Consider the following 13,013-nt stretch of genomic DNA (forward strand, 5'->3'; position numbering starts at 1 on the left):
AGGGTCAACAAAGAAACACCAAGTAAATAATGCGTGCGTAGCTCAACGGATAGAGCATCTGACTACGGATCAGAAGGTTGGGGGTTCGAATCCCTTCGCGCGCACCAAGGAAAAGCGGTCCACTTCGGTGGGCCGCTTTTTGTTATGCGCCCGGGCCACTAAGACTGCCGCCAGGGAACGTGCCGGTCCGGCGCAGCCCGGCCCGCCTGCCCGCCGCAAAAACGGGGGCACCGCCAGCCGCAACCGCCCTCCGGCGGCCGGTGTTCGCAGGTGGGTGCGCTTGTTCGCAGGTGGGCCCGCAACATCGCCGGAGCCCCCCGCCCAGGGAGTCAAAGTTGCACCCGGATGCCCGGTTCCCCCGCCCCGCCACCTTGCCGGAAGCAAAATGGCGCGGCAGAGCCGGACCGCCGCGCCGGAAGGCAGCCTCGGCGTGCAGCCGTTAGTTGACTTCCACGAACTGTTGGATCTTGGCGCGAATGCCGTCGAAGTGGCGGTTCAGCAGTTCCGACGCCGTGGCGCCATCCTTTGCTGCAACCGCAAGGTAAATGTCCCGGTGCTGTAATGCCGTGGCCATCAGGTCATCGGCCTCGGTGCCAATTTCCACGTGGATCTTGCGATAAACCTTCCAAAACACGCTCATCAAGTTCATCAGCAGGTCATTGCCCAGGGGCTCAAAGAGCAGGCGGTGGAATTCGGCGTCGGCTTCGGAGAATGATTCACCTCGGGCAGCCAGTTCCTCCATTTTCACCACGGCGGCTTCGATGCGGGCCAAATGCTCCTCCGTGACCACATTGATGCACCCGCCAATGAGCCCGGACTCCAAGGCCTGGCGAATGTCCACCAGCTGCAGCGCCTCCAACCCCTCGTGGCGCAGGGACAACCGGCCGCGGAAAGTCAGGCCGTCAGCCAAAGCATCAAAATTGCTCGGGGCCACAAACATGCCGAAGCCGTGCCGGATCTCAATGACACCCAGCGCCTGCAGCACCTTCAGCGATTCACGCAAGGTGTTTCGCCCCACCCCCAGCACCTCGCACAGTTCGCTCTCGGTGGGCATGGGATCGCCGGCGGCCAAATCCCGTTCCAGGATCAGCTCCATGATGTCTGCCTGCAGCGCTCGAAGCCGTACTTGGGCGCTAAAGCGCGCCCGGGGAACCACCGTGGGGATTGACACCAGAACTCCTCAATAAACATGCCATAACTCAGCCGCAAATAAATCATTAGATCGGTCCGGGAGGCCCGCGGCCTCGCTAAACTATGCAGATAAGGTCCCGACCCGGTCAGATCACTTTACGGCACGGGAAAAGTGACGTGAGCTACAACATACAATATCGGATGTCCGACCACTTGCCTACTGGGCAGCCCGCCTTCCCTCTGCAGGCGGCGGTCGATGGCCCTCAGGAAACGCCCAGGAAACACGGGGTAAATGAGACCAAAACGAGATCAAAATTTCACTTGACCTGGAGCTGTGATGGCAATTACAGTTTTCACATAAGCATCGGACGTCCTACATCCGATAACTAATACATGAATGGTGAGTCACAAGAATGAGCAATACTCTTCAGAACCTGCCTGCGACCCCCGCATCGCGGCGCACTTTCCTCAAGGCCGCTGGTGTCCTTGGTGCAGCTACTGCTTTCACCGCTACCCTCGCCGCATGCGGTTCGTCCCCGGAGACCGCCACCCAGGGCGGTTCCACCGGCACCGTGAACAAGGACCTGTCCATTGAAGCGGGCATCTCCTACTCCCTCTCCACCGGCTTTGACCCCATGAGCTCCTCGGGCGCAACCCCGATGGCAGCAAACCTGCACATCTTTGAAGGCCTGGTGGAACTTCACCCGGCAACGCGTGAGCCCTACAACGCCCTCGCCGCCGAAGACCCCAAAATGGTGGACGACCTCACCTACCGGGTCACCATCCGCGACGGTGCCATGTTCCACGACGGCACCCCCGTCACCACCGAAGACGTTGTGTACTCCTTCGAGCGCGTCCTCGATCCGGCCAACAAGGCCTTGTTCGCCCAGTTCATCTTCTTCCTCGACTCCGTCAAGGCCGTTGATGAGAAGACTGTCGAGTTCAAACTCAAGACCGCCTTCGCCGGCTTCGGGCCCCGCATTTCAGTGGTCAAGATTGTTCCCAAGGCCATTGCCGCAGCGGACCAGAAGGCCTTCGATGCCAAGCCGGTCGGCACCGGTCCGTACAAGTTCGTTTCCGCCGCCAAGGACGACAAGATCGTCTTTGCCCGCCACGACGAGTACAACGGCCCGAAGCCCGCCCTGGCCAAGGACATGACCTGGTTCCTGCTCTCGGATGCTTCGGCCCGCGTGACGGCCATGCAGTCAGGCCGCGTTCAGGCCATCGAGGATGTGCCCTACCTGGACGTTGATGCCCTCAAGTCCAAGGTTGAGGTGGAGTCCGTCCAGTCCTTCGGCCTGATGTTCCTCATGTTCAACTTGACCAAGGCCCCCTTCGACAAGAAGGAAGTCCGCCAGGCTCTGCACTACGCCCTGGACAAGGAAGCCATCATCAAGACCGCCCTGCTGGGCAACGCGACGGCGGCAACCTCCTACTTCCAGGAGGGCAGCCCCAACTACCAGAAGGCTTCCACCGTTTACGGTTTCGACGCCGACAAGGCCAAGTCCATGTTGTCCGATGCCGGAGTTTCGGACCTCAAGCTGACGTTGACCAGCACGGACACCGCCTGGGTCAAGGATGTCATCCCGCTGATCAAGAAAAACTGGGATGCCGTTGGCGTGGAGACCACGCTGGAGCCCCTGGCTTCCGCCGCCGTCTACGCCCCCGAGAAGGTTGGCGGCCTGAACTACGACGTCGTCGCAGCCCCCGGCGATCCCTCCGTGTTCGGCAACGACGCGGACATTCTGCTGAGCTGGTTCTTCCGCGGCGACACCTGGGCCAAGAACCGTTTCGCCTGGAACGGATTCCCGGAGTACAAGGAAGTTCAAACCAAGCTCGATGCCGCCCTGGCGGCCACCGATGACGACGCCAAGAAGCTCTACAGCGAAATCATCGACATCATCGCTGAAGAAGCAGTGCTGTACCCGCTCTTCCACCGCAAGCTCCCCAGCGCCTGGGACGCGAAGGTCCTCAGCGATTTCCAGCCGCTGCCCACCACCGGCATCTCCTTCATCGGGGTTGGCCGGACGGCATAGATCCACTTGTTTCAACACAGACCAGAGGGGCTGTGGCCGAACCTGGCCATGGCCCCTCTGGCCTGAAACCATCTTTCCTATGACGCAGCACACAGTCCCGGCTGGGGTGCAGCAAAATAGAACCGGAGTAAAGTAAATTGGCAAACTTTTTGCGACTGCTGGGACGCCGGCTCGCAGCACTACCTTTGATGATTTTGGGTGTCACCCTGCTCGTCTACGTAGTTCTGCAGTTCGCTCCCGGCGACCGTGCCGTCGCAGCCCTGGGTGAAGGCGCCTCGCAGGAGGCCCTGGCACAGTACCGCGAGGTCAACGGCTTGAATGATCCGCTCATCATTCAATATTTCCAGTACCTTGGCCGCCTCATCACGGGCGATTTTGGCAGCACGCTGCCCCCGGCAAAACCCATCACTGAAGTCATTGCCAGCGCCTTCCCGGTGACCTTGCAGCTGACATTTTTGGGCGTGGTCATCGCCGTGGTCATTTCCCTGCTGTTCGGCGTATTGGCCGCCCTGTACCGCGATTCCTGGGTTGACCAGGCCATCCGCGTGTTCTCCGTGGCAGCCATTGCCACCCCGTCCTTTTGGCTCGGCATCCTGCTCATCCAGTGGTTCGCCCTGGGTGATAACTCAGTGTTCCCCTCGGGCGGCCTGGCCAATCCCAGCGGCGGCTTCACAGCGTGGCTGCAATCAATGGCCCTGCCGGCGCTGGCACTCGCCATCCCCGTTTCAGCGTCGCTGATCCGCGTGGTCCGCACCTCCATGGTGGAGGAACTGGACCGCGACTACGTCCGCACAGCCATTGGCAACGGCGTCCCGTACACCACGGTGGTGTCCAAGAACGTGCTGCGCAACGCCCTTGTCACCCCGGTGACGGTGCTGGGCCTGCGCATTGGCTATCTGCTCGGTGGCGCCGTCGTGATTGAAATGATCTTCTCCCTGCCCGGCATGGGACAGCAGATCCTCAACGGCATCACCAACGTTGACACCAACCTGGTCCAGGGCGTTGTGCTGGTCATCGCCGTGACCTTCGTGCTGGTGAACATCCTGGTTGACCTGCTTTACCTGCTCATCAATCCCCGAATCAGGACGGTCTAAGTCATGCGTAGCAAACTTGCCGAACGGCTCAGCGCTCCCGGCCTGCGCTTCAAGGCCCTGACACTTGGTTCCAAGCTTTCCCTTGCGTTCCTTGTCTTCATTGCAATCGTGGCCATTTTGGCGCCCTTGATTGCCCCGCACGACCCCTTGGAGACCGGTGATCCCGCCACCGCGCCCAATGGCACCCACTGGTTTGGCACCGACAGGATTGGCCGTGACATCCTCTCCCGCCTGATGTACGGTGCACAGGCATCGCTGATGATTGGTCTGGGCGCCGTTGCCCTGGCCATTGTGCTGGGGGCCACCCTGGGCGCATTGGCTGCGACGTCCTCCAAGGCCGTCAATGAATTCATCATGCGCATCATGGACATCTTGATGGCCTTCCCCGGCATTGCCCTGGCAGCGGTGCTGCTGACGGCCTTTGGCAACTCGGTTCCCACCATCATCCTGGCCATCGCCATCATCTACACCCCGCAGCTTGCCCGCGTGGTGCGCGCCAATGTCCTCTCGCAGTACGGTGAGGACTACGTCCGCGCCGAACAGGTCATTGGTGCCGGCCGGCTGCACATCATGCTCAGGCACATTGTCCGCAACACGGCAGCCCCCGTGCTCGTGTTCGCCACCGTTATGGTGGCCGATGCCATCATCCTGGAAGCCTCCCTGTCCTTTTTGGGCGCCGGCATCCAGGATCCTGACCCCAGCTGGGGCAACGTCATCTCCTACGGCCGCAACCTGGTGCTTTCCGGCGGCTGGTGGGCCACCACCTTTGCCGGTTTGGTGATCCTGCTCACCGTGCTCTCGCTGAACATCCTGGCCGAGGGCCTCACCGACGCCATGGTCAACCCGCGCATCAAGAAGGCCGCGCCGGTAAAGGACGACGACGGCTCGGCAGCTGCCGCTCTTGAGCTCGCCAAGGCCGATGCTGCGGCGCGGGCCGTGATTGAGGACCCCTTTGCCGCCCTGGATGCGGAACTGCTGCGGCTCCAGGCCGTGGAGATCAGCCGCGCCGACCGCCTGCCCCAGGTGGGTCCCGGGGCCCGCGTGATCCTGGAGGTGAAGAACCTCTCCATCCGCTTCCCCGGACGCTACGACCGCACGGCCATTGTGGACAATGTTTCCTTCACCGTCCGTGAAGGCGAAACCATGGGCCTGGTGGGCGAGTCCGGATGTGGCAAATCCATCACCTCCCTGGCCATCATGGGCCTGCTGCCCAAGACCGCGGAGGTCACCGGCTCCATCACCTTCGACGGCAGGGAACTGCTGAACCCCGCCACCAAGCACAGTGATGTGAAGGCCTACGAAGGCCTGCGCGGCGAACAAATTGCCATGGTCTACCAGGATGCGCTGAGCTCGCTCAATCCGTCCATGCTGATCAAGGACCAAATGTTGCAGCTGACCCGCCGCGGCGGCCGCAAGACCCCTGCCGAGCTGCTGGAAATGGTGAAGCTGGATCCGCAGCGCACGCTCAAGAGCTACCCGCACGAGCTTTCCGGCGGCCAGCGTCAGCGTGTGTTGATTGCCATGGCGCTCTCCCGCTCCCCCAAGATCGTGGTGGCCGACGAGCCCACCACCGCCTTGGACGTCACGGTTCAAAAGCAGGTTGTTGACCTGCTGAACGAACTGCGCGAACAGCTGGGCTTCGCCATGGTCTTCGTCAGCCACGACCTTGCCCTGGTGGCCTCCCTGGCCCACAAGATCACTGTCATGTACGCCGGCCAGGTGGTGGAGTCGGCACAGGCTTCGGAACTGTTGGCACACCCCACCCACGAATACACCCGTGGCCTGTTGGGCGCCGTGCTCTCCATCGAGTCCGACGCCGTCCGGCTGCACCAAATCCCCGGCACGGTTCCCTCACCGCGTGAGTTCGCCACCGGTGACAGGTTCGCGGGCCGTTCCCAGCGTCCCGACGCTGATCCGCACCAGAAGCTGGCCTTCGTGCCCATCACCCGTGATGGGGTCACCACCGACCATTTCTGGGCAAGCCACAAACTCGAAGATGCCGCGGCGGCCACCGCCGGGGCAGAAACGGAAGGTGCCTCATGAGCAAGCAGCCGGCTCCGGCCGCCAATGTGCCGGTCATTGAACTCAAAGACCTGCACGTCCATCACCGCACCCGTTCCGGCGGGCTGTTCAAGCCCAGCTACGTCAAGGCCGTCAACGGCGTTGACTTCACCATCAGCCGCGGGGAGACCGTGGGGATCGTGGGCGAATCCGGGTGCGGCAAGTCCACCCTCGCCTCGGTGTTGGTGGGCCTGCAGACACCCACCTCGGGGCAGGTGCTTTTCCACGGCAAACCCGCCATCAAGCGCAGCGCAGCCGTGCGCAGGGAGTTCGGCCGTGCCGTGTCAGTGGTGTTCCAGGACCCCTCCACCGCCTTGAACCCGCGCATGACCATTCAGGACATCCTGATTGATCCGCTGGCCGTTCACGGCATTGGCAACAATGCCTCGCGCCTGGCGAAGGTGCGTGAGCTGCTCTCGCTGGTGGGGCTGCCGCAGTCGGCGGCCGAGGTCACGCCGTCGCAGGTTTCCGGCGGCCAACGCCAGCGTGTGGCCATTGCCCGTGCGCTGGCGCTGGGCCCGGACATCATTGTGGCTGACGAACCCACCAGCGCATTGGACGTCTCCGTCCGGGCCCAGGTGCTGAATTTGCTTTCGGATTTGAAGAAGGAACTGAACCTGGGCATGGTTTTCATCAGCCATGACATCCAGACGGTCCGCTACGTCTCCGACCGCATTGCAGTCATGTACTACGGAAAAATTGTGGAAGAGGGCTCCGCGGAGCAGATCTTTGACAACCCCAGCAATGACTACACCAAGAAGCTCTTGGGCGCTGCGCCGTCCCTGCTTCACATCTAAGTTTTTACACATCACCAATATTTTGGAGTAATACCGTGACTACCGTCGCTACCCGTTTCCAGGGTGTCATCCCTCCCGTATGCACCCCCCGCACCGCCGAAGGTGCCATTGATGTTCCCTCCTTGGAGAACCTCACCCGCCACCTGCTTGACGGCGGCGTCACAGGCTTGTTCGTCAATGGCTCCTCCGGCGAGGTCACGCACCAGACCAATGATGAGCGCGACACCGTCATGAAGACCATTGCCGGCGTCAATGCCGGCCAGGTCCCCCTGCTGGTGGGTGCCGTGGAGCAGACCACCAACCGTGTTGTTGAAGAGGCACGCCGCATGGTGTCCCTGGGTGCAGACGCCATCGTCGCCACCAGCCAGTACTACGCCATCAGCAATGCCGAGGAGACCGGCCGCCACTTCCGCACCATCTCCTCGGCAGTGGATGTGCCGTTGTTCGTCTACGACGTTCCGGTCCGCACCCACTTCAAGATGCCCACCGGGCTGCTCCTTGAGCTGGGCCGCGAGGGCGTCATTGCCGGCGTCAAGGACTCCTCCGGCGACGACGTCTCCTTCCGTCAGCTGCTCATTGGTGCCAAGGACATCCCGAACTTCGACATCTTCACCGGCCATGAAGTGGTTGTTGACGGCGCCCTGCTGGGCGGCGCGCAGGGCATTGTCCCGGGCCTGGGCAACGTTGACCCCAAGGCCTACCGCCGCATGTACGACCTCTCCGTGGCAGGTGACTGGGCCGGCGTGGCCGCCGAGCAGGACCGCATTGCCGAGGTCTTCAACATTGTCTATACCCCCAAGCCCGGCCGTGTCTCCGGCAACGCCGCAGGCCTGGGCGCCTTCAAGACCGCCCTGGTGTTGATGGGTGTCATCAAGACCAACGTCATGAGCGCCCCCATGCTGGCTTTGGACGAGGACGAAACCGCCGCCATCAAGGTCATCCTTGAGCGCACGGGCCTGATCTAGTCCCCACCTGCTCCCCCACCATGCACCCCCGGCCCCTCGCGGGCGCCGGCCCAGGTGCAGGGTGGGGGAGCACTCATTTTTGCCTGAGATGAATATTTTTGTGAAGGACTCCTTTTTATGCGGTATGTAGTGGGCGTGGACCTCGGCGGCACCAAGACGGCGGCCGGAGTGGTCGCTTCCGACGGTTCCGTGGTGGTGACGGACCAAATCCCCACCCGCAACCGCGACGGCGGCGAGGCCATCCTCGATGCCACAGCCGCCCTGGTGCGCTCCCTCATTGCCGCGGCCGCCGCCGAAGGCATCGCCGTGCAGGCGGTGGGTGTCGGCTCCGCCGGCGTCATCAACGCTGCCGAGGGCACAGTGATATCCGCCACGGACGCCATCCTGGGCTGGACCGGGACCCGGATCGCGGCGGGCCTTGCCGAACGGTTGGGACTTCCGGCGGCGGTGGTCAATGATGTGCACGCCCATGCGCTCGGCGAGGCCCTGCACGGTGCCGGCGCCGGTGCCGGGACAGCCCTGATGGTGGCCTTTGGCACGGGCGTTGGCGGCAGCTTTGTGGTGGACGGGCACCCGTTGCTGGGCCACCGTTTTGTGGGCGGACACGTGGGGCATTTCGCCTCGCCGCTGGCCGTCCACCGGGGAGCGCCCCTGCCGTGTTCCTGCGGCCATGCTGGGCACGTCGAGGCCATTGCTTCCGGTCCGGCCATCCACGCGGCCTATCAGCGCGGCGGCGGCAGCACCGCCCTGGCCGACACCAAGGCCGTGTTTGCCTCCGCCCGGGCCGGGGACGATCTGGCGCTTTCCGTCATTGCCACCGCTGCCGCCGCAGCCGGCCAGGCCGTGGGTGGCTTGGTGAACATTTTGGATCCCGCGGTGGTGGTGATTTCCGGTGGTCTTGCCGATGCCGGCGGGCTGTGGTGGGATGCCATGGAACGTGCCATGCGCGCGGAGCTGCTGGCGCCGCTGGCGCAGGTGCCCCTGACACGTGCTTCCCTGGGCAGCGCCGCCGCCATTGTGGGCGCAGCTTCCCTTGTTTTTGCCCCGTAGTTTACTTTTTGCTTTGAATTAGGAGTCACAGTGACGTTGAAATTGACCAATCTCGACAGCCTGCAGGGACAGCTGGTGGTGTCCGCCCAGGCGTACCCGGGTGAGCCCATGCGCGATCCCAGGACCATGGCCCAGATCGCCGCCTCGGCCGTGACCGGCGGTGCCGCCGCCATCCGGGTGCAGGGCATAGCGGACATCCAGTTTGCCCGGGCGGCAGTGGAGGTGCCCATCATTGGTTTGTGGAAGGACGGGCACGACGGCGTCTTCATCACCCCCACGCTGCACCACGCCCTGTCCTGTGCCAGTGCAGGTGCTGACATTGTGGCCATTGACGGCACCCGCCGTCCCCGCCCCGACGGGTTGACCCTGGCCCAGACCATTGCCGGCATCCATGCCGAATCCAACTCGTTGGTCATGGCCGACTGCGGCTCCCTGGCGGACGCCATTGCCGCTGCCGAGGCCGGCGCGGACCTCATTGGCACCACCTTGGCCGGCTATACCGGGGAGCGGCCCAAGACCGAAGGTCCGGACCTGGAGCTGCTGGCGGACATTGTGGCCGCCGGGCTGGGCAGGCCGCTCATCGCCGAGGGTCGCATCCACTCCCCCGCCCAGGCCCGTGCGGCCCTCGACGCCGGTGCCTTTGCCGTGGTGGTTGGCACGGCCATTACGCACCCGTCCACCATCACCAGCTGGTTCAAGGCCGCACTCGACGCCTAAGCGCCGTCTGTGGAGCATCCGGGCACCGCGGCCCAAGCGGTTGCACGTGATGCTCCACAACTTTTTCTTCCTAGGGCGGATGGATCTGATATTTTGTTCCAGCTCACCCCCAATTGAAGGAGCGCTCCATGCTCACCACCAACGCGCTGCATATTGACGGCCGACGGCACACCCTGGTGCCAGCCACGACGCTCGAATCACGGCGCGCCGAAGTCCTGCTGGTACAGGCCGACGGTCAGGAAAGCCGGACCGCTGCGGCCTTGGCGTTGTCTGGCCGCATGAAGCCTTCCTCGGGATCCGTGGCCTTGGGCCACGACGGTTCCATGGCATCGCTGCGACGCCGCAGCGCGCTGGTGGACGCCCCGGGCGTCAATGCTCCGGAACGGCACCTCACGGTCCGCTCCCTTACCTCCGAAGACCTTGCCCTGGTCCCGTTCAAGTTCCGTGACCGCACCCGCCCCACCGAATGGTTGGTTAAAAACGGGTTCCGCGACATTCTGGACAAATGGGTGGAGGAACTGGAGCCCCAGCGGCTGCTTCATCTGCAATTGGAACTGGCCCTGGCCAACCATGACGTTGAGCTTCTGGTGGTCGATTCACCGGACAGGCACACGTCCAATCCCGCGGCGTGGCTGCCACTGCTGCAACAGGCGGCGGCCGGAGAACTTGGGGTGGAGCCGCTCTCCGGAAACCCGCCACGGACAATCCTGGTCATTGCTCTGGTGGGGCAGCTCCCCCCGGATTGGGACGGCACCACCAGCTTTTTGGGAAATGACATGGGCACCCCCGCCGCCGAAGAACCCGCCCCCGAAGCGGTTCCGGCCGGCGTCGAACAGCCTGCCGAGGCCCCCGCCGGCGTCGAACAGCCCGCCACGGAGGCCTTGCCCGCGGTGGAAGAGGCTCCGGAGCCGGCCGCCGTCGAGGCGCCCGCCGAAGAGGTTCCGGCCGGCGTCGAAGAGGTTCCGACCGCCGTCGAGGCGCCCGCCGTGGACACGGAGGTCGAGGAAAGCGCCGAAGCGCCCCCTCCCGGGCCCACAGCCCCAGCGGAAATTGCAGTGACCCAGACCAACTCCAAGGAAATCCAATGACAGTTTTCCGGCTCGCCCTGTCCGAGCTCAAACGTATGACGGGCGGCATTCTGCCAAAGCTCACCATTGTGGCGATGGTCATGGTGCCTTTGCTGTACGGAGCCGTGTATCTGTATGCCAACTGGGATCCCTATGGCAACCTGGACCAGTTGGAAGCGGCGGTGGTGGTCAACGATGCCGGAGCCGTGACCAAGGACGGCACCACGCTGCAGGTGGGCACTGATGTGGCCGACACCCTGGTGGACGGGCACAAGTTCGACTGGCAGCGCGTTGACAGCGAAGAGGAAGCCAACGAGGGCGTCAAAAATGGTGACTTTGCCTTCGCGCTGGTCATCCCCCAGGACTTTTCAGCCAATCTGGCCTCTCCGGAAAATTTTGATTCGGCCACGCAGGCCATCATGAGCGTGACCACCAATGATGCCAACAACTATTTGTTGACCTCCATTGTGGACAAGGTGGCCACCCAGGTCCATGAGTCGGTGTCGCAGCAGGTGGGCGAACGGACCGCCAACTCGCTCTTGACCGGCTATGGCACCATCCATGCCCAGCTGGTCAAGGCCGCCGACGGCGCCCAGAAGCTCAGCGACGGTGCCGTGGAAGTGGACAAGGGGGCCGGTTCCCTGAAAGCCGGAACCGGCGAACTGCTCACCGGCGCCACCGATCTGACCGCGGGCCAGACCCAACTTTTGACGGGCACCAGGCAGCTCCAAGCCGGTGCGGCCGCGCTGGAGAAGGGTTTGGGCCAGTTGGAGACGCAAACGGCCACGCTTCCAGCGGACAGCAAGTCCCTGGCTGATGGCGCCGCGGCCGTGGCAGCCGGCAATGCCACCTTGAACACCAAGGTCCAAGGAGCCATAGGCACCGCCGACAAGCTCGACAGTGCAGCCGCCGACGCCATCAGCGGGCGTCTTGACCAGCTGGCGGCCGACGGAATTCTCAGCAAAGACCAGGTTGATCAAATCCGCGCCTCCTTGGCAACGGCCGTGACCAGCCCGGCAGTTGCCGAGTTGAAGAACCAGCTGGCCGCCGATGCCGCGGATATTCAAAAGCTGGCTTCCGGGTCCGCTGCTGTGTCCAGCGGCGCCGCAAAACTTGCGCAGGCAACTCCTGCACTGGGCTCGGCCATTGTCCAGGCGCACACCGGCGCCGCGGAACTGTCAACGGGTGCTGCCACCCTGGCCGATGGTCAGAATTCCGCGCTCGACGGTGCGAACCAACTGGCCGCCGGGGCCACGAAGCTTGACACCGGCGCGGCCGATTTAAGTGCGGGCACGGGCAAATTGTCAACTGGTGCCGGTGAACTCTCCGAACAGCTGCGCAGCGGAGCCGGCTCGGTTCCGGACCCCAATGACAAGGACAAGCAAAACGCGGCGGGCGTGATTGCCGATCCGATCCGCGTCGATTCAGTTTCGCAGGCACAGGCGGGCAATTACGGCGCAGGCCTCGCCCCCTTCTTTTTGGTGCTGGCCCTGTGGATTGGCGCGTTCATGCTCATGCAGGCCATGCGGCCGCTGACGGTGCGGGCCTTGGCATCCAATGCCCCTTCCTGGAAGATTGCCCTGGGCGGTTGGATTCCGGTGGCCACCGTCTCCGTCGTTCAGGCCCTGTTGCTGTATTCCGTGGTGCATTTTGGGCTCGGCTTGGAACCCAGCCATCCCTGGCTCACGCTGGGCCTGCTGTTCCTGGCCTCCCTGGCCTTCAGCGCGTTGATCCAGGGTCTGGTGGCGTTGCTGGGCACTCCGGGAAAGTTCGTGGTGCTCATTTTGCTGGTGCTCCAGCTGGTGTCCTCAGGTGGAACATTCCCCTGGCAGACCACCCCGGAACCGCTGCACATCATGCACCAGATCCTGCCCATGGGACACGTGGTGGAAGGCATGCGGCACCTGATCTACGGGGCCGAGCTTGCCCCCTTGGTACCGGTGGTGTGGGGCATGCTGGGCTATATTGTGCTGGGCCTGCTGCTGGCCTGGGCGGCAGTTGCCAGGAAAAAGACCTGGACGCTGAAGGCGCTCATGCCGGAAATCGAAGTCTAGGCCGGCTTCAGGCCCCTTGGCGGCGGCCGTTCATGCGGCCG

At 63.5% G+C, this 13,013-nt stretch carries 10 protein-coding genes and 1 tRNA gene; 10 read left to right on the plus strand and 1 reads right to left on the minus strand.

Annotated elements, in window-relative coordinates; all coding sequences use genetic code 11:
* The first annotated feature begins 31 nt into the window (after window positions 1-31).
* Window positions 32-107 (plus strand) — tRNA-Arg (locus ACFUCV_RS09125).
* A 332-nt stretch (window positions 108-439) separates the two neighbouring features.
* On the opposite strand, the gene ACFUCV_RS09130 is transcribed toward ACFUCV_RS09125, so the two are convergent.
* Entirely contained in the window at window positions 440-1,171 is a 732-nt protein-coding gene (locus ACFUCV_RS09130) for a FadR/GntR family transcriptional regulator (protein ID WP_380814799.1), read from the minus strand.
* A gap of 373 nt (window positions 1,172-1,544) precedes the next feature.
* On the opposite strand from ACFUCV_RS09130, the gene ACFUCV_RS09135 reads away from it, so the two are divergent.
* The 9 genes from ACFUCV_RS09135 (at window position 1,545) to ACFUCV_RS09175 (ending at window position 12,972) form a co-directional block, all read left to right on the plus strand.
* Window positions 1,545-3,167: an ABC transporter substrate-binding protein gene (locus tag ACFUCV_RS09135; protein ID WP_380814801.1), complete on the plus strand. Its 1,623-nt coding sequence runs from the start codon at window positions 1,545-1,547 to the stop codon at window positions 3,165-3,167.
* 137 nt (window positions 3,168-3,304) lie between these two features.
* Entirely contained in the window at window positions 3,305-4,261 is a 957-nt protein-coding gene (locus tag ACFUCV_RS09140; RefSeq protein ID WP_380814802.1) for an ABC transporter permease, read from the plus strand.
* A gap of 3 nt (window positions 4,262-4,264) precedes the next feature.
* A complete protein-coding gene (locus tag ACFUCV_RS09145) occupies window positions 4,265-6,304 on the plus strand; it encodes a dipeptide/oligopeptide/nickel ABC transporter permease/ATP-binding protein (RefSeq protein WP_380814805.1) in 2,040 nt (679 codons plus the stop codon).
* Window positions 6,301-7,119 (plus strand): ATP-binding cassette domain-containing protein, encoded by an 819-nt coding sequence (locus tag ACFUCV_RS09150; RefSeq protein WP_380814808.1) that lies wholly within the window; start codon window positions 6,301-6,303, stop codon window positions 7,117-7,119. Before ACFUCV_RS09145 ends, ACFUCV_RS09150 begins: the two co-directional genes overlap by 4 nt.
* Window positions 7,120-7,154: 35 nt before the next feature.
* Window positions 7,155-8,084 carry a dihydrodipicolinate synthase family protein gene (locus tag ACFUCV_RS09155; RefSeq protein ID WP_380814812.1) on the plus strand — a complete coding sequence of 310 codons (930 nt, stop codon included), beginning with the start codon at window positions 7,155-7,157 and terminating at the stop codon, window positions 8,082-8,084.
* Between the two features lie 117 nt (window positions 8,085-8,201).
* A complete protein-coding gene (locus ACFUCV_RS09160; protein WP_380814815.1) occupies window positions 8,202-9,134 on the plus strand; it encodes an ROK family protein in 933 nt (310 codons plus the stop codon).
* Window positions 9,135-9,164: 30 nt separating this feature from the next.
* Window positions 9,165-9,851, plus strand: coding sequence for an N-acetylmannosamine-6-phosphate 2-epimerase (locus tag ACFUCV_RS09165; protein WP_380814818.1), 687 nt, complete (start codon window positions 9,165-9,167; stop codon window positions 9,849-9,851).
* Between the two features lie 128 nt (window positions 9,852-9,979).
* Entirely contained in the window at window positions 9,980-10,939 is a 960-nt protein-coding gene (locus ACFUCV_RS09170; RefSeq protein WP_380814820.1) for an ABC transporter ATP-binding protein, read from the plus strand.
* Window positions 10,936-12,972: a YhgE/Pip family protein gene (locus ACFUCV_RS09175; RefSeq protein ID WP_380814822.1), complete on the plus strand. Its 2,037-nt coding sequence runs from the start codon at window positions 10,936-10,938 to the stop codon at window positions 12,970-12,972. Before ACFUCV_RS09170 ends, ACFUCV_RS09175 begins: the two co-directional genes overlap by 4 nt.
* The last annotated feature ends 41 nt before the right edge of the window (window positions 12,973-13,013 follow it).

The sequence above is a fragment of the Specibacter sp. NPDC057265 genome, from assembly GCF_042668835.1.
In the GTDB taxonomy this organism is placed as follows: Bacteria; Actinomycetota; Actinomycetes; order Actinomycetales; family Micrococcaceae; genus Specibacter.

Excerpts from the sequence above, each read along its gene's own strand:
- ACFUCV_RS09135 (WP_380814801.1), top strand. The coding sequence starts at position 1,545 with ATGAGCAATACTCTTCAGAACCTGCCTGCGACCCCCGCATCGCGGCGC.
- ACFUCV_RS09145 (WP_380814805.1), top strand. The coding sequence starts at position 4,265 with ATGCGTAGCAAACTTGCCGAACGGCTCAGCGCTCCCGGCCTGCGCTTC.
- ACFUCV_RS09150 (WP_380814808.1), top strand. The coding sequence starts at position 6,301 with ATGAGCAAGCAGCCGGCTCCGGCCGCCAATGTGCCGGTCATTGAACTC.
- ACFUCV_RS09160 (WP_380814815.1), top strand. The coding sequence starts at position 8,202 with ATGCGGTATGTAGTGGGCGTGGACCTCGGCGGCACCAAGACGGCGGCC.
- ACFUCV_RS09170 (WP_380814820.1), top strand. The coding sequence starts at position 9,980 with ATGCTCACCACCAACGCGCTGCATATTGACGGCCGACGGCACACCCTG.
- ACFUCV_RS09175 (WP_380814822.1), top strand. The coding sequence starts at position 10,936 with ATGACAGTTTTCCGGCTCGCCCTGTCCGAGCTCAAACGTATGACGGGC.